Raw genomic sequence first — 25,506 nt, forward strand, 5'->3', positions numbered from 1 at the left:
GCCTCCCTTTGGTTAATAGGCATAGAACCCTTGCCCCGTCTTCCGTCCCCAATGTCCTGCATCCACCATTTTCTGCAATAGCGGACAACAGCGGAATTTGGGATCCTGATAACTGTCGTACAACACTTTAAGCGAATGAACGACGGTATCCAGACCGATCAAATCTGCTGTTTCCAGCGGCCCCATCTGATAACTAAACCCCTTCTTGATAATGGTATCGATCTGCTCAGCTGTCGCGATACCGTCCTGAACAATAAAGGCTGCTTCATTCATTAACAGATGAGAGAGCCGGTTCGATACAAAGCCCGGCAAATCCTCGATGACGACCGGATTTTTGCCGAGAGACTCCAGAAACGCCACCATCTCTTGCTCTGTCTCAGGTGTTGTATGATGCCCTTTGATCACCTCCACCATCGATTTAACCGGAACCGGATTCATCAGATGTACACCTATGGCGCGTCTTGGATCAGGTAAAAAGGAAGCCAGCTTGGTTACTGAAATACAGCTTGTGTTTAACGCGTAAAGAGCATCTGGACGGGCCTTTTGACTCAAACGTGCATAAACTTCTTTTTTGGACTCTATATTTTCGGTCACATTTTCAATAATGACGCTGGCCTCTTCCAGACCTTCGTCATGCATCTGGAACGTGATTCGCTCCATGATGACATCGAGTGTTACCTCGCCGTATCCTCGTTTCAAGAAACAGGCCGAACGGTATTCACGTCGTATGACATCAGGTGCCTGGGCTATTGCGGACTCTGAATGATCCTGCAAAACGACCCGATATCCGGCTCTGGCAACATCCAGTGCTGTAGCACATCCCATAACGCCTGCGCCAATGATTGCAATGAGCTGATTATGCATACCTAACCTCTCTCCCTGTTGATCTGGCATTAGACAAGCTCATCGTAAATCTCTTTCATCTCAGCAATCGCCGCAGGCACACGTTCACTGAACCAGGCTACATCCTTCATGTCCAGCATAATGTTCGGATACATGCGGGAGAGTGTAGATACGAGAATGCCGTGCTCCGCGAGCTTGCCGTTCAACAAAATATCAAAGGACATCAATTCAAACGTATAATCAGCCGTACTGCTGAGCTCTTCAGTGCAGCAATGATAGGATGCGCAACCTGCCGGACCTTGAACAATAAGGGGTAGCCCTGCCTTCGCTGCTTCTCTCCGCAGAATGTCATGGATCATCTCGGCGTGATGATTCATACGGTTCATGGCTTCTCCTCCATTGCGGCCCAGCATTTCGAGTGTTGCTTTCACCGCGGCTGTGCCTAACGGATAACCGTTAAATGTTCCTGCATGAATCACTTTTTTGTCCACCAGCAGCTTCATGATATCGGCTCGGCCAACTAGAGCAGACACGGGAACACCGCCGCCAGCAATCGCTTTGCCCAGCGTGGTCAGGTCAGGCGTAACACCAAACATCTCCTGAGCCCCGCCAAGTCCCATACGAAATCCTGTAATGATCTCGTCAAAAATAAGCACAACCTGATGATGATCACATAGTTGTCTGACCTTTTGCAGATAACCTGGAGCTGGCATGACTCCGCCTCCGTTTACACAAACCGGCTCCATAATTACTGCTGCAATGTCATCACCGTGTTCAGCAAACAATTCTTCTAAACGGACAGCATCATTCCAAGGAAGCAGATAGGATTGGGATTCCATGATATCCCGTGCCCTTCCCTGGGTTCCCTTCATATCGCCAGGATAGTCCGAAGGTACCGGCAAGCCTGTCCGAGGCGTTTTACCTCCCATAATGTTGTCCGAATTGCCATGATAATGGCCTTCAAAACGCACAAAACGGTTCTTGCCTGTCCAGGCGCGGGCAAGCCGGAGGGCATTTTGCACAATTTCTGTACCCGACAACCCAAAGCGGATCATCTCAGCCGAAGGCACATATTGATGGATTAACTCCAGTGCCTCAGCGTCCAGATCACAATGGCTTACTGACAAAACACGATCAATCGTATCCTTCAGGCACTCGTTATATTCCTCGTTGCCGTGACCCACAATGAGTGCACCAAAACGGGCATAAAGATCCAGATACTCACGACCGTTCATGTCGGTTACCCTGCTTCGGGAAGCATGGGTAAAGTGCAGTGGTGTCTCTTCCCAAGGAAGGTGGAAATTATAATGTACACCGCCAGGAAGATGCTGTTTAACCCGCTGGTTATACTCCCTCATATGTGTAGTAATCATCACGCTTCGCCTCCCCGGTATGTTTGAATTTCTGCCGCATATATTGCCAGTAGCTTGGACTGGTCCTGCGGATCATCCAGCGAATAGGCAGTGATTGAGTTGTCATACTCAGCAAGCATATTTTTCACACTATGCCCTGGCCCGACATCCATCCAAATCGTTGCGCCCGTACGTTGAACTTGTGCCAAAGCCTGAATCCAGTGAATTGGTTGCAACAACTGAGCCGTCAGCAACTTTGGAATATCATTTGCTGCTCGGATGAATTCTCCATTTACTGTGGAACATATCGCAAATTCTGGCTTGGAGAAGGAAAGCTTGGATACCATCGCTTCCATCTCAGGCTGGATAAACTCCATCAGTTCGCTATGATATGGCGCATCTGCCTTCATAGGCATCATGCGGAAGGGAATGAATTCCCCTCCGGCTTGATCCACGATGTCATCCATTAAACGCAGTCCTTCCGCCTCACCTGCAACAACAAATTGGTTAGGCGAGTTATATCCCGAAATCGTCACGTAATGAGTCTTGCGGATATTTGCAACGACATTTTCGAGTTCTGCTTGACTCATATCAACGACAATGCCTGCTCTGCCCTTCTGCTCCTGTATCGCCCGATGCATCAAAGCGCCCCGTGAAGCCGCAAACCGGACTGCATCTGCAAACCTTAATGCACCAGCAGCCACCAAGGCAGCGATTTCTCCCAAGCTATGGCCAATCGCATAATCTGGAGTAATTCCAGTCCGGCGAACGAAGGAATCAAACAACGCATAACTTGCTGTAAGTACAGCAGGCTGAGCATATTCGGATTGTGTCAGTTGCTCCAAGGAACCTGCCAGAATCAACGTTCTCAGATCAAATCCGACAACTTCGCTTGCTTCAGCGAATATCACCCGAGATTCCGATTCGTTATTTAAGAGATCACTGCACATCCCGATATATTGGCTACCTTGCCCTGGAAATAATGCGCAGATTGTCATAGCCCACCGCCACGCTTGTAATAGGTTTTCAGCCCATAGTGTGAGATCATCTCCTGCTGCATCTGGGAGGAGCCTTCAATAATCTCCAGGATCTTAGCCTCCTTGTACAGTCTGGATACCGGATACTCACTGCTAATTCCATTGGCTCCATGAACCTGAAGCGCATCATTAGCCACTTCTACTGCAATTTTGGATGTGAAATATTTAGCAATCGTTGTTTCCATGACAGCCTGCGGGGCCTTGGCCTCTCTAAGCTCGGCTGCTCGCAAACACAATGCTCTTGCTGCATGCACTTTTGTTACTGCATCACCAATCATGCCGCGAATAAGCTGAAAATGGCTAAGCTTCTGGTCAAACTGCTTCCGCTTACGCGAATAGGTTACCATGGAGTCAAGCGCCTCCTGTGCTATCGCCAAACCTGCCCAAGCGATGCTATATCTTCCCTGATCAAGTGCGCCACTTACGATATACTCAAAACCTTCATGCATACGCCCAATGAGATGGCTTTTGGGTACACGAACTTCATGAAGATCAATCTCAGCGATTCCTGTCTCACCGCCAACCATTACTCCCTCAATGGCTTGCGTCTGGACACCGTCAAACTGACGTTCAACCCAAAATGCTGTACTTCTGCCCTCTTGGGAGGCAACAACGATGAACACATCTGCTACGTTTCCAAAGGTAATCCATTTTTTCTTTCCGTTCAGTACATAACAATCCGCTTCTTCCCGCCAAGTGGTCTGCACGTTTTTGGCATCCGATCCAACCTCCGGCTCAGTCAGACCAAATGCTCCGATCCATTCTCCACGGACTAACTTAGGCAGCCAGGACGACTTTTGTTCAGGTGATCCGAAACGAACTATAGTTTCACTCACCAGTGAAGTATGTACCGTCAACAAGCTTCGAACCGCCGGAAGTGCTTTACCAAACACTTCGGTTAAAAGTCCATAGGCTTTGGGGCCAAGCCCCATCCCCCCATACTCATGTGGGATCGATGCAGCCAAATAACCTCTTTCGGCCATAGCATCAATCAACGAACGGGGAATGGACTGCTGCTGCTGAATTTGCCAGGCATACGGACGAATCTCACGAGCAGCAAACAGCTCGGCTTCTTCAAGGATTTCTTGTTCTTGCTTCGAATCCAGTTCAATCATTCAACTGCCTCCCCTTGAAGAAGCGATTCATGAAGATATGAAGCGAATTCTGCAATCGTCTTGTATTCAAACAACGCAACAGGACTAATATCCACCTGCAGATGTTTACGTGTACGATTAATGATCTTAAGCGCCTGAACCGAAGAAACACCTATTTTCAGGAAATTTGTCTCTTCATCAATTTCATCAGGCTCCTGTTTCAGTGCCGCAGCAATTTCGCCTTTGATAAATCTTTCAATCTCTTCTCTTGTCATATCAAGACCTCCGTTCCCTGATTCACATCTACCCAATGGACATGCGGCTCGAAAGGATGCGATGGCAGATGCACGATCTGACCAGATCCATCCGGGTGTAACTGTTCCCAATCCAGTGAAGCGCCTCGCACGTAGAGTTGCATCAGCAATAGGGCTAATTGTTTTTCCACAACAAGTGATGTCGCTGCAGGCAGATGGATATAACTCTCTTTGCCTGTGCTTCCCGCCGGTTTCATCGCTTCATCTGCAGCCAGCACTACAACAATGTCTGCATTGCGCATCGCGCAGCTCGTGTCCTGGATATCTCCGAATGTTATTTTGTTGCTGAGCAGGGGTGTCTTCTTATCCGAAGTCGGGATAGAATCGACCTGATCCTGCTGCTTCAACTGCGACAACATTGGTTCTCCGTCATCAATGCCACGAATCTCCTGGATGGAAGGTACAGCGCGCACTAGCGATTCAAGCAGATTCAACCAGTATTCCTGATCAGCTTGAGCCAGCTTGTTTCCTCCCATAATGATGCTCACGCGGGCTGCTCGACTTCTTGTTTTGAAGCCAAACTGCATCTCTTCCTGGCTCCATTCTCCGGTACCACTTACGGTTACAGCAGCACGGTGACGATAATGTTTTCTATACCTGTTGCGCGTAAAGCACAGATCTGTCAGTCGCAGATTAGGATGCTCTTGCACGTAGTGTTTGGTATTATGAATCAGCTTCTGCAATGCCTGCTCTGACTTGGCAGAGAAGGTTAGCAATTGATCACTTGCGGGCTCCGCTCCCCAAACTGCCGGTGCATTCCATTCCTCCAACACCATATGGGCATTCGTGCCACCAAGACCAAATGAACTGATCCCAGCTTTACGTGTCTTCCCTTCGGGTACCGTCCAGTCTTTATGCTCATTAACGATATAAAAAGGAGACTGCTCCAGCCGAAGAGCCGGATTAGGTTGATCCATATGTAGACTCGGAACGAGTTCCTTGTGCTGCATACTGAGTAAAACTTTTGCCAAACTGGCACCACTGGATGCTGCAAATAAATGTCCAATATTCGTTTTGACCGAGCCTAGACCAATCGAAGTTCCTTCCCCGTATCCCTTCTCCTGAAACAGTCGGAGTAGAGCATTTACCTCGATGGGATCTCCTATTCTTGTTCCTGATCCATGTGCCTCGATATATGAAATTTCTTTTGGATTCAGATTGGCATCGTTATATGCTGCACGTAGCACTTCATACTGCCCCTGAGGATTAGGTGCCATAATGCCTAACGAATACCCATCGTTATTCACCGCTGTGCCACGGATCAGGCCATAGATATGTTTATTCGTTCGGACTGCCTCTGTTAGCGGCTCCAGGTATACAACTACTGCACCCTCACCAATAACCGAACCATCGGCTCCCTGATCAAATACCTTGGTATGTTGTGTAGAAGAGCATATTCCTGCATTACGCGACAACTGGTGCACATGAGGTGTTGCCAGAATGCTCGCTCCGCCTACGACTGCACCAGAGATTCGCTTGTCCTGAATCGCCGCTACCGCTTGCGTCAAGGCTACGAGAAAGGAAGAGCAGGCTGTATCGATGGCAAGCGCCGGACCCGTAAAATTGTATAAGTGTGAAATGGATGCTGCTGCGATATTGGACATGTTGCCAACCATCGCGTGCGAGTGCACCTCGAATTCCTTACTACGATTCATATAGTCCACAACAAGATCAAAGTAGGAGCTGGGGTTAATGCCAACATATACGCCAACATCACGTTTCTCTTCCTGATCCACAATCATGCCTGCATCCTCAAGTGCCTCATAAGCAACCTCTAGCAATTTGCGGTGCTGCGGGTCCATAAATACAGCTTGTTCCGATGGAATCTCAAAAAATTCATGGTCAAAGGTGTCCGGATGTTTTAATTCACCAATCCAATCATCCCAATCCGGACGCTTGGAACGAGTAGCCCGTTCCAGACTCACCCGATCCACACTGTCCAAACCTTGAACGAGATTGCCCCAGAACTCCTCTTGGGTATCTGCATCAGGCAGACGAAGGGATAAGCCGGTTATTGCAATCGCTCGATGTACATTCAGCTGATTATCCGAGCGGATTTCCTTTTCAAGTGATCTGTTCTCTTCGGGAAGTTCCTGAAGATATTCCACCATCTCCTGTACCGTTCTGCCAAAAACGAGCACTTCCTGACCAAGTTCACGCCCCATGTGTGCAGACAACTTATCAAGTAATTGGTAGGCAATAATGGAATTTCCCCCTAAAGCCAGAAACGGAGTATTAACCGCAACCTTCTGCACAGGTATTTGTAGAACTTCAGCCCATGCGGCCCGCACCACTTGTTCCAAAGAACCCGGATGAACAGCAGCCGCAATGGACTTCGGTTTGTTTTGAAGAAGCATGTCTTCAATAGCCTCGATATCCTTGTTAAATGTGCCGCCCTCATACTCGTTTCTCAGCATGAAACGCTGAACTTTGCCGCTGGTTGTCTTGGGGATGACCTTGATCGGAAGAACATGAGTGATCTCAATGCCCAGACCGGCTCTCATCCGATCCATTAAGTCCTGCCTGATTTCCAGGAACTGCGGCGTACTCGATTTATATTTCACAAATACAAGCAACTCTTCCGTTTGAGAAACGCTATTGAAATGTCCCACGACCGTCAGATTGCCTCTTGGGATGCTGGGATTGTGATATAAAATCTCTTCGAGATCATGCGCGTAATGATTTTGTCCACGGATAAATACGATATCCTTGATTCGTCCGCTTACGACCAGAGAGCCTTCCGCCATAAAACCAAGATCACCCGTCTTAAGCCATCCGTCCACGAACAACTCCTTGTTCACTTCTGGCAGGTTATAGTATCCGGAAGTCACCGATTCCCCGCGAATCTGGATTTCACCCACCGTGCGCTCATCTACCACTTCGCCCTGCTCATTGGCAATTCGAATCTGGATTCCCGTCATGGGATAACCTTCATGCACAAACTCAATCAGATCTGCCGGGTCATGAGCATCAGCATCAACTGGGACTGCCTTTCCCTGCTGCACAAGCACTTTACGGGATATTTGTTCGATGCGAGGTTCCTCTCCCAGCTTCCAGGTACACACACCCACGGTTGCCTCAGCCATGCCGTAAGCAGGGAACATCATATTCGTCCGGTAACCGCAGGAACTGAATTTCTGACCGAAGCGCTCAATGACTTTGGTCGATATCGGCTCGGCACCGTTTAAAGCCATGCGCAGCGAAGACAGATCAAGCGTCGCCAGTTTGGAATCGGGAATCTTTTGAACCATCCATTCAAAGCCAAAGTTTGTGCAGCAAAACCACTTCCCTTGATGTTCCGTAATTTTGCGCAGGAACAAATACGGGGATCGTACAAAAGTATATGGAGACATGACCATCATATTAGCAGCGCTTAGGACAGTTGTTAGATGTTGCCCGAACATTCCCATATCGTGTGTATGAGGCAGCCAGGTGAACACATTATCTCCTTCTTCAGCACCAAGGAACGTTTTGCACGCAATACTGTTCGCAATAATATTGTGATTTGTTAACTGTACTCCTTTAGGGATACCTGTACTTCCTGATGAAAATTGCAAGAATACAACCTCTTCAGGAGCAGTCAGACTTATTTCAGCAAGTGTACAACTTGTCTGAAGCTTGCTGACGCTAACGCAACTCAATCCCTCAAAAATCGGACTCTCAGCAAGCTGTTCGTATTTTGGCAAAAATGCTTCTTCAACGACTACAACAGGCTTTCCAAGGATTCCCCAGATTTTCGTGAATTTCTCCAGGCCAGCCGAGCCTGGCTCCCACGAGGCAGGAGGACTGACCGGAGCGACAATAATGCCGCCCAGGATGCAAGCCCAAAAGGTACGATAAAACTGCTGTGAATGATCAATTTCCAATATGACGACTTGCCCCTTGGCTAATCCGCTCTCAAGCAAACCTTGGAGATACAAACGTCCTTGCTTCAGCAGTTCAGGATACGATTCAAACTGTTCTTCGCCGGATGAACTGATATAAGTGATTCCCTTATCCGGATGTTTGTCAGCGATATACATAAGAAGTTCAGCAACTGTTGCATAATGCTCCTGCACAATCAACTCCGGCCCTCGTTGTATGGATTTACTGGACATGCTGCACCTCCACTGCCTCATTATGAACTTTTACTTTGACATTCCCGTCACTGCCGATCTGCTTCTCCATCAGCTGCTTCAATCGCTCGATATCGAGTCCTGCATGACAGCCCAGATGTACGTAAACACAATTTTCATCGTATCGGATGACCCATTCCATATACGCTAGACTCGGCTCAGAATCCGTCATATCGACCCGCTCAAGCTCTGGAATGTTCTCCTCACTGGAGATAAAGCCTTGGAAGTTGAACAAAATAAGCCTCCTTGGCTCCTGGCCCGTCTGTCTATAGGCTGCGACCAACTGTTTTTGAACATTTGAGTAAGGGGATATCATGACCGAATCATCTGTCAGTGCCATAAAATTAATGCTGTGCCGTTTCGTAAAATCCAGGTACTGCAACAAATCTTCCTGGGTAAAGTCAGCATGCACAAGAATCGGAATCAGATCGAGGAATTCGCCAACGTGATCGTAATACGATTCTTGACCATACTCTCGGCCATAATGCACCAGGGCAATGGGCAATTCACTTATGTCAAGATATGATGCAAGAATGCTGGCAAAAGATTTAAAATGGGTCCACCAAGCATCTTCGATCTCTTGACCTGTGGTATCTGTCCGCGGTAGTTCAACAGTCAGCGCTGACGGCGATGAATGGCCTGCTGTAATAAGCAATTGATCCATAACATTGCTATTATCATGCTGCCAGGCCTGAATAGAAAACTGCTCTTCCAGTTCATGCTCCGTAACGCCAACAGGCCCCCGAGACAACATGTTTACATAGTCCTCGTATTTCCGTATCTCCTCCAACGAACCAGATGTATCGTTCATCCCGGCTAGCTGGTTACGGCCAATTGCGGACTCAAGTTGCTGCTTGATGATCTGGGCGCTCATACCATCAAAGGCAAGGTGGTCAAAACTCCAGATCAGTTTGTGCTCCTTATCTCCTGTTCGCAGAATACACAGACGCCATGGCAATCCATTCAGTGTATACGACCTGTGTAATAGAGACTGAATTAGTTTGTGCTCCATTTTCTCCAGCGTAGCAGGAGTATAGTGACGAACATCGAGATACGGAATGAGCTGTTGCAACATATCGGCTGCTTCAAACAAATCGCACTGGTGCCACTGTAACGTGTCTTCCTCATATATAATGCTGTGCAGTAACTGATGACGGGCAATCACCCCGAGAATCAGTCTTTTCACAGTGAGTTCATTTAAATTGCCCTCCAATATGGTTGTAAAACCGCTTGCTCGTGCAGTTGTAGAAGCATGTGCTTTTTGAATTGGAGATAGTGGGAAGCAACCAATGACAGGCGTTCCCGCCATGAAACTTGAAACCTGATTACAATTATTCAAGACATGTAATACCAGGCTGTCCAATTGTTTCTCATGAAGTGTAATGTCTTGGGGATTGGCGATGGGGGACTGAATTTGCAGGCTTTCTTCCAATAAAAGCGTTGATGATTCCATTCCTTTTAAGGAGCGTGCCAACGCTCTAGCTGTATGATATTGGAATAATTCGCTCACGCTGATGGCAATTCCTTCTTTTGACAAAACTTGCGTAAATGCGATAGCTTTAAGCGAATGTCCTCCGTTCTGAAAGAAATGATCAGTTACGCCAAAGTTAGGATTGTTCAGCACTTGTCTCATGGCAGCAAGGATGGTTCGTTCCGTATCTGTCAGGGCAGAATCTTCACCGGTCGGCACAGACTGTGCTTCTGTCATATCAGACAAAGCCTTACGATCCACTTTTCCATTAGCGTTGATTGGCAGATGATCCATTCGCCAGATTTGTGCAGGTACCATATATTCAGGCAGCCCTTTATGCAGTTCTGTTCGAACATCATCAACCGTTCGTTCAATATGAGATTCACACGTATAAAATGCTCTAACATACAAACTCCCAGATGCATCTGTTGCTGTCATTACAAAAGCATCACGAATTCCTGGAAGCCGCTCCAAACAATTGTGGATCTCCGATAACTCAATTCGGAAACCTCTGATTTTTACTTGAAAATCAGAGCGTTCAATAAACATCAAACTGCCATCGAGTAAACGCTTGACGATATCCCCCGTCCGGTACATCCGTTCCCCTTGGCGGAAAGGATCATCTACAAAATGTTTTAAAGTAAGTTCTTCACGGTTCAGATATCCGATGCCTACGGCATCCCCGCTAATATACAATTCGCCTGGCACATTGGCAGGTACAGGGTTCATGTCCTCATCGAGAACATATAAGGCCGTGTTGGACAGTGGATTACCTATAGGCAGCGAGTCGGTATACGGTTCTGTTTGCTCCAGTAAATAATAGGAGGCAAAGAAGGTCGCTTCCGTCGGTCCGTATCCATTTAACAGTACACCTGGTCCTACACATGCAAGTGCTTTATTCGCATGGCTTACAGATGCGGCTTCGCCCCCAAACATCACTCTGCGAACGTTTTTCAGACATTCAACATCCCAATCAACCAGCATATTAAACAACGATGTAGTGATGAAAAATACGGATATCTGCTGCTGACGAATCACTGCCGCCAGACGAGCCATATCAAGAATGATCTCTTTGGGAATGAGTACCAGGGTAGCCCCATTCATTAATGAAGCAAAAATATCAAAAATCGAACCGTCAAACGCGTAATTGGATACCTGTAACACCCGATCCTCAGGCACTACCGTCACAAAATTGCTTTTCTTCATCACTTTAATGACGTTGCGGTGACTCATGACCGTACCTTTTGGCGTTCCGGTTGATCCTGATGTATAGATGATATACGCCGGGTCCGTAGCAGCAGTCTTTACCTGCACTACCGACTCTAGAGTCTCTCCTGAAACAACCGTTGCCAGTTCTTCGGACGGTATCATGACACAAGGAACAACAGAATTCCATGTTGAGGCATAAGAGGCTTCAGTCAAGAGAACAGGCGTATTGCAGTCTTGTAAAATATATTCAATTCGTGCCGGCGGTGAAGCCGGATCAATCGGTACATAGTGACAACCTGCTGTTAGTGTAGCAAGGATACTGATCATCTGAATCGGTCCGCGGTCCAGGATCAAAGCAATACTTGAGCCTGATTGCACCCCTTGTTCGAGTATTCTGGATGCGAGCCTCTGAACAAGAGCATACACATCAGTGTAATTCCACACCTCTTCTCCCCAAATCAGTGCGGTCTTCAGTCCGTGTAGTCGAACTTGTTCCTCAAACAATTCAGGAATTGTCGCCTCTCGCGGATAATGCAACTGGTTATCGTTAACGCCGAACAAAAGCCATTCATCCTCTTCGGGCACAGTAAGTTTGATCTGACGAACCCGCTCAACCTCCCCTGTGACCATCTGAGTCAAGACATAGCGGAACTTGTTCATCATCAACTCCATGGATTGGGCATTGAACAATTCAGAACGATATTCCAGCTCAAGCGTATACTTTTGTTGGTGTTCAACAACCGTCCAGGTCTGATCAAACTTGGCATCCACCTTGCCATCCATCCAGGATTCAACTTGTAATGTCCCGGCTTCAAGCTCATCCGTACCCATATTGATGTAATTCAGGACGATATCAAAAAGCGGATTACGACTCAAATCACTGAGCAGATCGAGCTGTTCAACCATTGCTTCATATGGATATTGCTGATGTTCATAGCAGGATAACAGCTTGCTGCGAACCTCGTTCAAATAAAGCTCTATAGGCTGATCCTTGTCTAAAATAGTCCGAATGGCAAGCATATTCACAAACATACCTATGACGTTATTCAATTCCGGCTTCTCTCTTCCGGCTACAGCTGTACCCACGACCAGATCATGCTGTCCCGTATATTTTGAGATCAACACATTTAAAGCCGCCATGAACAACATGTATGGAGTGAGGCCCTGTCTTGTACAAAAATCATTAATCTGTGTGCTCAAAACTTCTCCAAACTCACTGCTAAACCGCTCTCCCCGGTTGGATAATACACCACGTCTCGGGTAATCCGTAAGCAATTCTATAGGTGCAGGCATATCCTTGAATTCCTGCAGCCAAAATGCTGCATTCGCAGCGGAATATCCGTAGGATTCGGATTGATCCATCCATTCGGCGTAATCCTTGTACTGAATTGTTAAAGGTTCTAAAGACTCTCCATTGGACAAACGTTTAAATTCCTGTAAAAGAATCGCAATGGAACTCTGATCCGAGATGATATGATGCATATCTATGAACAAAATATGTTCCTCGTCCGAAACTCGAGCAAGCTTTACGCGAACCAACGGTGCACGGGTCAGATCAAATGGCTGCAGCCATGTCATCAACTGCTGCTCTGGCTCTTCTTTTTCAAGCTCCAGCAACTCCACCACACTTCCAACCTGGTCCTCAACAACCTGATACAGTTCACCTTCAACCATTTCGAACCGAGTACGGAACGCTTCATGACGCTGTACAAGCGTATCCATTACTGCTGTAAATTGTGCAGGGTCAAGCTCTCCCCGCAGCCTGTACGAACTTGCGAGATTATACGCTGTGCTTTCGCCTTTCAGCCATTCATGCACCACAAACATTCTTCGCTGCGCAGAAGTAGTCTTGTACCTGTCTTGTTGTGCAACCGGTAAAATGTGTTCTTCCGATCCTGAACGCTTCACGCCAACATTCTGTTGCTGCTCGATCCACGCTACCATGCGGCCAAGTCCCGAATGATCAAAAACATCTTCTAATCCCATAGAGACACCAAATGTTTCCTTGATTCGGGATGCCAGAGTGATCGCCTTCAAGGAATGCCCTCCAAGCTGGAAGAAATCATCTTCCGAGGTGACCGTCTCACACCCAAGCAACTCCTGCCAGAGTTGTGCCGTTGCGTCGTATATTTCATCTACATTTAGCCGGGTTCCTGGCTTTTCTTCTACCGCTTGTACAGATGAATAGATTCCAGAATCCGCGGCCTGCGGCATACCCGTAAGCAGGTATAGCGGAACATCATGCTTATGAACAATTCGATCGAAAGAATAGGTTGGGAGAGATATCTTTTGCCCAGACTCCTGTCCGTTAATCTGCTCCCAATTCAGTTCAATGCCCCTGCACCAGCAATATCCCAGTGTTTTCATGAAATAGATATCGGCTTCAAGTGGGCTGGAACGATCTCCCGTAAGAGAGATAACCTGCGCATCCTTCAATATATCGTTGTTTACAAATTCACCGTTCTGCATCGGAGAAGCTGTAACCCAAAGTGTATTTTCCGCAGATTGTGAAAGATTTCTCGATGTGCCGATCGCACTCATCGCTTCAGACAAGGCCTCTTCTTGTGTCTGCCAATCTTCATGGCTATACAACAGACGCACTGCATGAGCCAACTCCAGCGTATTTCCAATGACCTGTCCGACTAACTCACCGACGCCTTGTCCACATATCACATCCGGTTTGACACCTGATTCCATCACGGTTGTAAAAAGCGCATACTGGACTGCAAAACAATGCATACGTTCTAGGCGTAAATCCCGAATAGGCCTGCCTACACCTTGCCGAAGTGCATATTGTTCCTTGGATTCAAAAAGGCTCAGCACTTCTTCAAAGTGTTGCTTGAATTGTTCAGACACCTGACTACGATACCTGGAAGCATAAAGTTCTCGAATCGAGCGCATTTCCCAAGAAGCTTTCCCATGAATGTAAAACATCACTGTAGGCTTACCATTACTTATCACACTCGCCTGTGCTTCATGTTCTTCCATCTGATCCTGCGAAGGGATATACCCGTCCACTACAACAAGAGCTTTGCGGTGATTAAATCGGCTTCTGCCCTCCTGCAAAGTCCAGGCAGCGTTCGACATTTGTTCAGGCATATCCTCAAGTGCTTGCAAAATCGAATGGTACGTGCGTTCCAAGGCGGATTCACTCTTGGCTGAGAATGGAAGCAAGTGTAAAGGCTGATATACGTTTTTGCTCTCCTTTACAGGTGGCTGCTCCAAAATAACATGCGCATTCGTGCCGCCAATTCCGAAGGAACTTACCGCTGCGCGTAGAACCTGTTCCTGACTTTTGAAGTGCTGCGGCTCCTGGTTGATGTAAAATGGACTGCGCTCCAGTTCCAGCATGGGATTGCTTCTTTCCATATAGATCTGCGGCGGAACCGTCCGGTGATGCAACGTCAGAACCGTTTTGATAAAACCGGCAACACCAGCAGCTGCATCAAGATGACCGATATTGGCTTTGACCGAACCGAGGGCGCAATAATTACGTTTATCCGTTCCCCAGGACTGTCTAAGTGCTTCGATCTCGATGGGATCACCCAGTTTGGTGCCTGTCCCGTGTGCCTCCACATAATTGATTTCTTGCGGTGACACTCCCGAACGCTCCAGTGCCGTTTGAATCACCTTTACCTGTCCGGTAACACTCGGAGCAGTGTATCCGATTTTATCCAATCCATCATTGTTAATCGCTGAGCCTTTGATCACAGCAAATACCTGATCCCCGTCACGCAAAGCATCACGAAGCGGCTTAAGCACAACCATGCCACACCCGTTTCCAGAAACCGTACCTGAGGCCTGTTCGTCGAAGGCTCTGCAATGCCCATCCTTGGAATAGATCATGCCTTCATGCCAGTGATACCCTTCTTTGAGCGGATAAGAGATGGACACTCCCCCTGCGAGAGCCACGTCACATTCTCCCCGGATCAATGATTCTGCTGCCTGATGAATGGCGACGAGCGAGGTCGAACATGCCGTCTGCACAGCCATACTTGGCCCTCTTAGATTCAGCTTATGGGATATACGTGTCGTAATATAATCCTTCTCATTCAGCGTCATCGCTTCAAAAGCTTGCAACAGATCACCTGAACGACCGAGAAATTGAACCATCCATGGTAAACTCAATCCGCTTCCGGCAAATAAACCGATGGAACCGGAGTACCGATAGGGATCACAGCCTGCATGTTCAAGCGCCTCCCAGGAGCACTCATGAAGCAGTCGAATTTGCGGGTCCATCATATCGGACTCCTGATACGGGTATTCGAAAAATCCGGAATCAAAAAACTCGGTATCTTGCAAAATCCCTTTAGCTCGTACATATTCAGGATGTTTATACTCTTCGGGCCGCACCCCTGCTGCTGCCAATTCTTCTTCAGTCAGTCGGGTAATACCGTCCTTACCTGCCATTAGATTGTCCCAGAACTCCTCGATATTTCTTGATCCTGGGAAACGACCCGCCATACCTATAACAGCGATATCTGATGGAGAAAAACTTCTGTTTCGGCTGTTTACATCAACTTCTGCTTCAACGTTTATTGCCTGTTCTTGGCGTTCACTCTGCTCCTCCACCAGATCATGGGCGGCTCTGTTCATAATCACTCTTCCTTGCATTATGGAAGGATCCGGCTCGGTCCCAACGTTTGCGGCGACTTCCCTGCCTATATGCTTAGGCATTTTCTGCGTAGGCACATTCACAGAAATTAACTTCTGCTCTGAAATCAGATGATCAACCAAAGAAGCAATGGAAGAATGTTCAAACAACTGCACAAGCGGAATATTTTTGCCCAGATAAGCGTTTAACCGGTTATTAATCAAGATCAGACCTAGCGAGTTACCGCCAATATCAAAAAAGTGCTCTTGTACTCCGACATGATCCCGGTTCAATATTTCTTTCCACGCTTCTATCAGCATCTGTTCCAGCTCTTTGCGAGCTTGCTCTCTCCCCATTGAGGAAGAGGAGCTCGAAGTCGCCAACGATTCTGATTTCTGGATCACTTCAAAATCAGTCCATTGAAGGGCGTTCCGATTCAGTTTGCCATTCGGCAGAACAGGCAACTTCTCCAAACGAATGATGCGGGAAGGTATCATATAATGTGGCAGCCTCTGTTTGAGCCAAGCACGAAGCAATGTATCATCTTCAGCCGTAACCGATAGACTTACGTCAGGCTTCAAGCTGTAGAAGAGAACAAGTTGCAACTGCTCCGGCTGATTTCCTTCTGCCTTCACAACGGCTTCTCTCACACGTTCATAACTCAAGGCCGCTTGTTCAATTTCATTTAATTCAATGCGGTATCCTCTGATTTTCACTTGTTGATCCAAACGTCCTGCCAACTCAACCTCTCCGTCCGGCAATACACGGGCCAGATCCCCTGTCCGATACATCCGTCCTCCCAAAACACTCGTATGGTCAATGAACTTGGCACTCGTCTCGGCCTTATTGTTCAGGTAGCCTCGCGATAAGCCCCTGCCTGCAATGCATAATTCCCCATAATTTCCAGGTGGCAGCATTTCCCCTTGTTCATCCACAATATATAGTTCCGTATTGGCAATAGGTTTGCCAATCGTAATTAGCCCAGATTCCTGCAACTCTTTGGTCGTTGACCAAATCGTCGTTTCCGTAGGGCCGTACATATTAAAGACACGTGCGGATGAGTGTTTTTTAATATCGGTCAGAAGTCCTGCCGGAACACTTTCTCCTCCGGTAAGGACACACCGAAGATGCGTGAGCGCCTTTGCAAATTCCGAATTCTCAACAAATGCTTTAATACGAGACACCGTGCTGAGAATATGCGTAACACCCTGTTGTTCTATTCTTCGTGCTGCAAGAACCGGATCAAGCTGTTCCTGCTCGTCCGCCAGATATAAAGAGTATCCCGTACACAATGGTGCCCACACTTCAAATCCGAAAATATCAAAGGAAACCGTCGTTACACTGATCATCCGATCTGTTTCATGGGCAAAAATGTTTCGATGCCTGATGTCCTCCACAAAATTGACCATCGCTGCATGCTCAATCATCACCCCTTTGGGCCTTCCGGTTGATCCCGAGGTGAATATTACACATGACAAGTCAGAAGACAGGACGTCCACATTGGGATTGATAACTGAATGTTGGTCAGCAGACTCATGCTCATAAATCAAGCGGTCTCCTTCAAAAGCTACAACATTCGCCTCATCAGAAGTGCACAGCAACAATCTCATACCGCTGTCTTGTATCATGTTCAGAATGCGCTGCGGCGGAAATGCTGGATCTATAGGCAGATAGGCTGCACCTGCTTTGAGCACTGCGATCAACATTATAATTAATGCTTCATTCCTGCTCGATAATATGCCCACAGGCTCATCTTTGCGTATACCTCGATCGATCAGCTTCCAAGCCAGCGCATTTGCTTGCTCATTAAGCTCACGGTAGGTAAGTTCCGTTCCAGAAGAGACAATAAGTGCTGTCTTATCCGGTGCACGCTCTGCCTGTAGTTCAAACAATTGATGCAAACTTAGCTTGCGATCATAATGCAAAAGTGGTCCCGTCAACCGATGAACCTCAGCTGCAATAGAAGTCCGTGCTCGTTCATACAGTTTACCTAGAGGTGCTTCCGGCTGTTGTACAACCTGCTCACATAGTCCGATGAACTCCTGAATCATACTCTCAACCGTTTCACCCCGGAACAAATCGAGTGAATATTCAATGTAACCTTCGATGACGTGCTGCTCCCTGTTCTCCTGACATGTCAATAACAAGTCATAGGTTGAGATTCCCGTTTCAACAGGGAAAGAACTGAATTGTAAGCCATGAAGCTCAAGATCATGCAGTTCCATATTCTGATAATCGAAACACACATCAAAAATGGCATTGCGGTTCAGTTCCCGCTTGATCCCAAGCTGTGTTACAAGCTCGTTAAATGGATAATCCTGATATGCAAAAGCATCCAGTGTATGCTGTTTAAGTTCACGCAAAAATGTACTGTATGCTTGATCAGATACCGGAAAATTCCGCATGGCAATCATATTGACAAACATGCCGACCGTTTCTTTCCACTCTTCCTGTAATCTGCCGGCTACAGGTGTTCCAACTACGATGTCCTGCTGACCTGTTCGACTCGCTAACAGAAGATTCCACACACTGAGCATCACCATATACATGGAAACTTCCGCTGACGAAGCCAGCTTATGCAGACGCTCTGTTAACGAGTGACTGAGCGTGAATTGCACACGTTCACCTTGCATCGACCGCTGCAATGGACGATCATGATCAAGCGGAAGCTGCAGTACAGGTGGTGCCTGACCCAGACGTTCCAGCCAGTATGTCTGATGTGGCTGATAAGCCTGTGAGGCAAGACGCTCCTGCTGCCAGACGGCGTAATCCTTGTAATGTAAACGGACGGTTCGTTCCTCGCCAAAATACAATGTATTGAAGTCACGCGTGATCAACTCCACCGAAGTGCCATCCGCAATAATATGATGGATATCAAAGAACAACAGATGTTTGCGCTCCCCTGTTTTAATCAGGTTCACTCGCATAAGTGGAGCTTGATGAAGCTCAAAAGGTCGAATTAGCGTCTGGATTAAAGAAGACATCTCGCGTTCATCGGCCAAGTGCTGCTCCGAAAAACTTAACTGTAAAGGTACCGATGGATGAATGATCTGTACGACTTGGTCTCCACGTATTTCAAACGTCGTTCGAAGGGCCTCATGGCATTGAACCAGCTTTTCCAGTGCAGCCTCCACTCTGGCATGATCCAAATCTCCCTCGATCAGGGTGGCTGACGGCAAATTATATGCTGTACTGTTCGGATCAAGCATGGATTGGGTGAACATCCGCATCTGCGCAGACGAGATCGGGTAAGCATCCATAACCGGCGCAGCCTCAACCCTGTTCTGGTGTTGTGGTTGCGGTTTAACCATCTCCAAGAGATGTTCCGCCAGTTGGGCAGGTGTAGCATGGTTGAACACATCCGCTACCTCTGTCTGAAGGCCGATGGAAGACCGGATTGACGCAGACAAACTGACTGCTTTGAGCGAGTCTCCGCCAACGCTGAAGAAATTCACATGCTCTTCCAGATCATAGATGCCAAAAATGGACTGATATGCCTCCAGAACAACCCGCTTCATGTCATCCAGGCTGCCCACATAACCTCCCCCACTGGATCGTGGCGTGTTGCCCGCTCTCGACTGCTGCTGACGCTGACCAGCACTCGTCCCTTCTACTGCTGAACCACCGGTAAGCGATTGACCAATCGGATAATGTTGCTTGTCAAAGTGATATGTTGGCAGAGAGCATTTTCGGCGCACATTCTTTCCCTTGTACGCCTTCCAGTCCGGTTCAATGCCTCCGCACCATAACTCAGCTATTCTACGGTTTGTATAGAGGATGTCATGTTCGGTTTCTCTGACGTGACGCAGCATATTCAACACAGTATGGGTTTCCTTGGACTGAATGTGCTGTCTCACAAACGAGCTTAATGTCCGTCCTGCACCAACCTCAATAAATACCGCTTGCTCCTCTTTTAGCATCTCGGCCAGATTTGCTTCAAACAACACTGGCTCCAAAATATGTTTTGCCCAGTAGGTTGGACTCGTAATTTCATCTGGTAATGCCCACGTTCCACTCGTATTCGAAAGCAATGGAATTTGCGGGTTATGAAGTGAATAGGCAGACAGACTGCGTTCAAATTCCATCGCTGCATCCTTCATCATTGGCGTATGGAACGCATGGGAAGTTTTCACACGAACACATTTCCAGCCGAGTTTTCCAGCCTTTTCTTCCATTCGATCAATCGCCTCTACCGTCCCTCCAATGACGCTGGAACCTGTCGTATTGACCAGAGCGAGCCACACCTCTTCGTCCAACTGTGACTTCACCAGCTGTGAGTCCTCCATAATGGCAAGCATGACACCCGGTTGCTGCTGCTGCATCAAACGCCCGCGCAGCCTTACAATCCGCACAGCGTCTCCCAGATCGAATACACCGGCGACCACAGCAGCAGTCAGTTCCCCAATACTATGTCCGATCATGCCATCTGGCCGGATACCCAGATCGATCAAGGATTGAGCCATAGCATAACTGGTCATAAATAGCGCAAATTGACTGTACTCCGTCTGGTTAATTCGTTCTGGTTGCTGATCACCGTAGACAACAGACAGTACCTCTTCACGTTCTACTTCAGGGAGCAGATCCAGAATCTGCTGTACATGTCTCTTGAACAGCGGTGCAATGCCCGACTGTTCTGTCGATTTGTACAATGCCACACCCATACCCTGATACTGACTGCCCTGCCCAGGGAACATAAAGTATACCGGGCGCCGCCCTTGCGGCGAATAAGAGATTTTAGCCTTCTCCAACTGACGCATGAATTGCTCGGGATCATCTTTCCAGCTTTTATCCAGAACCAGTGCCTTACGATAAGTAAAACCTGTTCGGCCTGTCTGCAACGTCCACGCTGCGTCTGAAACCGATAGATCTGGATGCTGCACCAAATGCTCCATGATCTGTTCAGCGGTGCGGTTTAGTGAGTACTCTGTTTTGGCTGAAAAAAGCAATACGTTGACATCATCATCCGGACTGCATTTGTCCATCTTTGGAGCCTCCTCCAATACCATGTGAGCATTCGTGCCTCCCACACCAAATGAATTAATACCTGCACGCAGAACTCCAGCTTCACCTGGTTTCCAGTCAACTCCTTGCGGATTAACCATGAAGGGGGTGCTTGCAAAATCAATCTTCGGATTCGGCTGTTCATAATTAGCGGTACCCGGGATATATCCTTGATCAAGGCTAAGTGCAACCTTAATCAAACCAACGACACCGGCCGCCGTATCCATATGTCCCACGTTGCCTTTTACTGATCCAAGATAACAAAACTGCTTCTTCTCGGAGGCAAAAGCACGTGTCAACGATTCGACTTCAATCGGGTCACCCAGAAGTGTGCCTGTGCCATGCGCCTCGATGTAGCTGACCGTTTCGGGATCAACTCCGGCGGCCTGATACGCATCCTGAATGACCTCCGCCTGACCGCTCACACTTGGCGCAAGGAAGCTGAGCTTCTCCTGTCCGTCATTGTTAATGGCCGAACCTTTGATAACCCCATAAATATGATCTGCATCTCGCAACGCATCCGTTAATCGCTTCAACACCACGATCCCCATCCCGTTGGAGAACACCGTGCCGCTCGCTGCTGCATCAAATGGACGGCAGTGACCATCGGAAGAAAACATCAGGCCATCCTCGTACACGTAGCCGCCTTCATTCGGTAGTTCAACCGTAATTCCACCAGCCACAGCCACATCGCATTCTCCAACCATTAATGACTGGCATGCCAGATGCGGTGTTACCAATGAAGTTGAACATCCCGTAAGAGCTGTATAAGCGGGGCCTCTAAGGTTCAACTTATAAGCCATTCGTGTAGCCAAAAAATGATTCGTGCTGAGTGTAAATGCTTCATATTTGCTGCTGTATCCCGCATCCCCGAACAGCACTTGGCGATACCACTCAAAGTCATCCGATCCACCGAGGAACACGCCGACTTTGCCTGCTTGATCCGCTCTACATCCCGCGTCCTCGAGCGCTTCCCAAATCCCCTGATACATCAGTCTGAACTGAGGAGACATCATTTTGGCTTCGCCAGGTGTGTAGTCAAAGAAGCCAGCGTCAAACTCTTCAATTCCCTCGACCCGTCCTTTAGCCTTCACATAACGAGGGGAACGCAGTAATGCTTCGTCTACACCGAGTGTCCTCAGTTCCTCATCACTGTAAAAATGAATGCTCTCCTCTTGTGCCACCAAATTACGCCAGAATTCATGAATATCCTCTGCTCCGGGTACATTGACAGACATCCCTACAATCGCAATATCCTCACGCAGAATGCCGGCTTTCCGCCCAAAACGTTCATCTCGCAAGATAGGTGTTTGGACTATTTCCTTCGTCTGACCCAGTGCTGCGAACAGCCGCAGTGTAGGGCACTCAAAAAAGCGGGGCACCGGGAAGTCGATATCCGTGCGATGTTTCAATCGGTTATGAGCCTGAATAACGGAAAATGAATTGCCACCAAGTTCGAAGAAATGATCATCTCTTCCGACTCGCTCCACACCAAGCACTTCCGCCCATACGGCAGCGATCTCTTGCTCCAATTTAGAAGCAGGAGCAACGTAAGCCGTGCTTGAAGTGTGAATATGCGTGGTATCTGCGATTAGCGCATTGCGATCGATTTTCCCGCTACTATTAAGCGGGAACTCCGATTTATGTACAAAAACAGATGGAATCATATAGGCTGGCAGAGATTTGGACAAGTGTTCTCTCAGATCAGCCACGGGCAATTCCTGTTCTGACAGATAGTAGGCATACAATAAGCCGGACCCTGTCTCGGATGATTTCATGACAACAACAGTTTGAATAACTCCAGGGTAGGATGAAAGGGTGTTTTCGATCTCCCCTGTCTCCAGTCTGGCTCCCTGAATTTTAACCTGAAAATCAATGCGTCCCAAGTACTCCATCGTTCCGCTTGGCAGAGATCGAACCATGTCCCCTGTACGATACATCATTCTGAAATGCTCAGGGTCCTTCTCTTCGTCAAAGAAAGGGTTAGGAACGAATTTCTCCCTTGTCATTTCTTCCAGGTTCAAATATCCTCTCGCAAGGCCTACACCGCTTAGACATAATTCCCCCGGAATGCCCAAAGGCTGCAATTCATTCCGACTTCCGACGACATACCATTTGGACTCGTTAAGCGGGGAACCAATCGGTATATTTCCATTCCCCTTATATGTACTCAATGGATAATGAGAGACCCATATCGTACATTCCGTCGGACCATATACATTATCCAGGCTTGCCTGGATATTCAGTTTGTTAAATTTTTTAATGATATCTGGTGTGACGGCCTCTCCGCCAACGAATACCCATTTCAGCGTGTCCAACCCCGAGAGATCAGAGCGAAGCTCTATGGTTTCGAGGAAAAGACGGAATAAAGTCGGTACAAAATTGATGTGGGTTACCTGATGCTCAGCCACTGTAGCTAATATCTGATCAGGGTTCTTTTCCTCGCCTGGCGGCAGAATACTTAATGCCCCCTCACCCATAAACCAACCAAACAATTCCGTACAGGATACATCAAAGGTATACGCTGTTTTTAACATATACACATCACTCGCTTGCACTGGAAAACGACGTTCCAGATCCAGCAGTGTATTCACAACGCTATGATTTTCAATCATGACCCCTTTGGGTTTGCCCGTTGATCCTGACGTGTACATAATGTAGGCGAGACTGTGAGGATCCAAAGGCTCTTCGGGATTGGAGCTGTCCCCGGTATAAACCGTCTCGTCCTCCGTGTAAATATAATGGGCAGTCAGAGAATCGTCCTCTGCTTCTGGCCGGATTGCGATGACTGTGGATATATTCGCATCGGATAAGATATAGGCTTTTCTCGATACCGGATAGGAAGGATCTAGGGGAACAAAAGCACATCCAGCCTTCAGAACAGCCAGCAAGGCGATGACCAGATCGGAAGAACGTGGCATTTGTACGCCGACTGCCTCATTTTCGATCTTTTTCCGTGCGATGATCTGTTTTGCCAATTGATTAGCCTTTGCATTAACTTGTGCATAGGTTTGTTTTTCTTTTCCTTCAAGTAGAGCGACTCGTTCTGGGTGATTTGTTACTTTTGTATGAAAAACATCGATGATATGCTGCGGAGTGTAGGAAAAATATGAAGTTTGGTTAAATTGATGCAGCAATTGCTCCTGCTCTTCCTGCATCAGCAGGCTGTATTCACCAATGCTCTTCTCTGGTTCAGTTACCAGCTGTTGCATGAGGTATAAGAAGCGCCGACCCATTCGTTCAATGGAGTCTGCTCGAAACACATTCGGTTTATATTGCAGTTTCAGCTGTGTACCTTGAGGTGTGCCGTTCAATACAACCATCAGATCGCCTGGAAAAGTAACCTTATCCTGTTCCACAAGCTGGCTTCCTGGCAGCTCCTCCTCATATGAGTCATACACAAAGGAAATATCAAATACCGATGGAGAGCCTGGCTGCACCTGCAGCATGCTGTCTCTGATAATCAGATTATTGGGATAGCCAATGTGTTTATACGTATCGATCCAGGCTGCAGTGACTTGCTCAAGCAAAGAACCAAATTTGGTTTCGAGGTTGACCTGGAACCGCATGGGCAACATATGTACAAAACAGCCAATCGTTTCTTCCAATTCAAAACCTGGACGATGGGAAAACGGAGAAGCAAACGTGATATCCTCTTTGCCCGCATATTTATTCAAGAGAATGCTGAATGCACCCATGAAAAACATAAACACAGTAACCTCATGTTCCTTGGATTTCTGTGTAATATCCGCCATCAACGCCTCTGGAATATCAAAACGTAGCTCATGTCCCACACCGGTCTGCGAACCGCTAGCCGGATAGTCATGCTGCAGTGCCAGGGGCTCTGCACCGTTCATTTTGGATAACCAGAACTCACGCTCACGGTTATACTTGTTCTCTTGTAACTTCAAGTTCTCTGCTTCAATATGAGAGATAAAACCTTGATCCTGTTTTACCTCCAAAGGCAGATCCTGCAGGATGCAGGTGTAAAAATGGAGAAGTTTATTTTTGAACAGTTCAAGTGACATACCGTCACAGATTAAATGATGAATACATAAAGTAAGAACATGTTTGTCCTCATCCATACGTATAAGCTGGATTCGGAACAAAGGGCCTTGCTCTAACATGAAGGGGGCCTGAATACATTCTTCTATGAATGACTCCAGTCGTTGTTCCTTGCCATCCTGATGTGCCTGACTCACATCCCGCAAAATCAGTGAGTACTCCATATCATCGTGGATCGCCAGAACCGGTCTGTCCTGCTGTATCTCAATATGCGTGCGGAGCACGACTTGTTCATGCATAAGCAATTCAATGGAACGTCGAAAGGCTTCAAGTTGAAGCCTTTCTAATTGTATCGAAGCTGAGATGTTATAAGAAGAATGATCATTCATTTGACAATCAAAATAGATTCCCTTTTGTGTCTCGGAGAGTTCCACGGTTTTACGTACCATCACGACCACACCTCATTCATTA

General features: G+C 47.5%; 7 protein-coding genes. All 7 read right to left on the reverse strand.

Features of this window, described 5'->3' with window-relative positions:
* Nucleotides 1–12: 12 nt before the first annotated feature.
* From AC1VYS_RS20505 to AC1VYS_RS20535, 7 genes are read right to left on the reverse strand one after another with little or no spacing between them, the layout of a single operon-like run.
* Complete coding sequence (locus tag AC1VYS_RS20505; protein WP_482911221.1) at nt 13–894, reverse strand: 3-hydroxyacyl-CoA dehydrogenase family protein; 882 nt, start codon at nt 892–894, stop codon at nt 13–15.
* Entirely contained in the window at nt 894–2,216 is a 1,323-nt protein-coding gene (locus tag AC1VYS_RS20510) for an aspartate aminotransferase family protein (protein WP_482911222.1), read from the reverse strand. Before AC1VYS_RS20510 ends, AC1VYS_RS20505 begins: the two co-directional genes overlap by 1 nt.
* Nucleotides 2,216–3,193, reverse strand: a complete 978-nt coding sequence (locus AC1VYS_RS20515; RefSeq protein ID WP_482911223.1) for an ACP S-malonyltransferase — start codon at nt 3,191–3,193, stop codon at nt 2,216–2,218. Before AC1VYS_RS20515 ends, AC1VYS_RS20510 begins: the two co-directional genes overlap by 1 nt.
* A complete protein-coding gene (locus tag AC1VYS_RS20520; protein ID WP_482911224.1) occupies nt 3,190–4,347 on the reverse strand; it encodes an acyl-CoA dehydrogenase family protein in 1,158 nt (385 codons plus the stop codon). The genes AC1VYS_RS20515 and AC1VYS_RS20520 overlap by 4 nt, the downstream gene beginning before the upstream one ends.
* Entirely contained in the window at nt 4,344–4,601 is a 258-nt protein-coding gene (locus tag AC1VYS_RS20525) for an acyl carrier protein (protein WP_482911225.1), read from the reverse strand. The genes AC1VYS_RS20520 and AC1VYS_RS20525 overlap by 4 nt, the downstream gene beginning before the upstream one ends.
* Nucleotides 4,598–8,737, reverse strand: a complete 4,140-nt coding sequence (locus tag AC1VYS_RS20530; protein WP_482911226.1) for a beta-ketoacyl synthase N-terminal-like domain-containing protein — start codon at nt 8,735–8,737, stop codon at nt 4,598–4,600. The genes AC1VYS_RS20525 and AC1VYS_RS20530 overlap by 4 nt, the downstream gene beginning before the upstream one ends.
* Nucleotides 8,727–25,484: an amino acid adenylation domain-containing protein gene (locus tag AC1VYS_RS20535; protein WP_482915077.1), complete on the reverse strand. Its 16,758-nt coding sequence runs from the start codon at nt 25,482–25,484 to the stop codon at nt 8,727–8,729. Before AC1VYS_RS20535 ends, AC1VYS_RS20530 begins: the two co-directional genes overlap by 11 nt.
* Between the last annotated feature and the right edge of the window lie 22 nt (nt 25,485–25,506).

The organism is Paenibacillus sp. G34 (assembly GCF_056856875.1).

Excerpts from the sequence above, each read along its gene's own strand:
- AC1VYS_RS20510 (WP_482911222.1), bottom strand. The coding sequence starts at position 2,216 with ATGATTACTACACATATGAGGGAGTATAACCAGCGGGTTAAACAGCAT.
- AC1VYS_RS20525 (WP_482911225.1), bottom strand. The coding sequence starts at position 4,601 with ATGACAAGAGAAGAGATTGAAAGATTTATCAAAGGCGAAATTGCTGCG.
- AC1VYS_RS20515 (WP_482911223.1), bottom strand. The coding sequence starts at position 3,193 with ATGACAATCTGCGCATTATTTCCAGGGCAAGGTAGCCAATATATCGGG.
- AC1VYS_RS20530 (WP_482911226.1), bottom strand. The coding sequence starts at position 8,737 with ATGTCCAGTAAATCCATACAACGAGGGCCGGAGTTGATTGTGCAGGAG.
- AC1VYS_RS20535 (WP_482915077.1), bottom strand. The coding sequence starts at position 25,484 with ATGGTACGTAAAACCGTGGAACTCTCCGAGACACAAAAGGGAATCTAT.
- AC1VYS_RS20520 (WP_482911224.1), bottom strand. The coding sequence starts at position 4,347 with ATGATTGAACTGGATTCGAAGCAAGAACAAGAAATCCTTGAAGAAGCC.
- AC1VYS_RS20505 (WP_482911221.1), bottom strand. The coding sequence starts at position 894 with ATGCCAGATCAACAGGGAGAGAGGTTAGGTATGCATAATCAGCTCATT.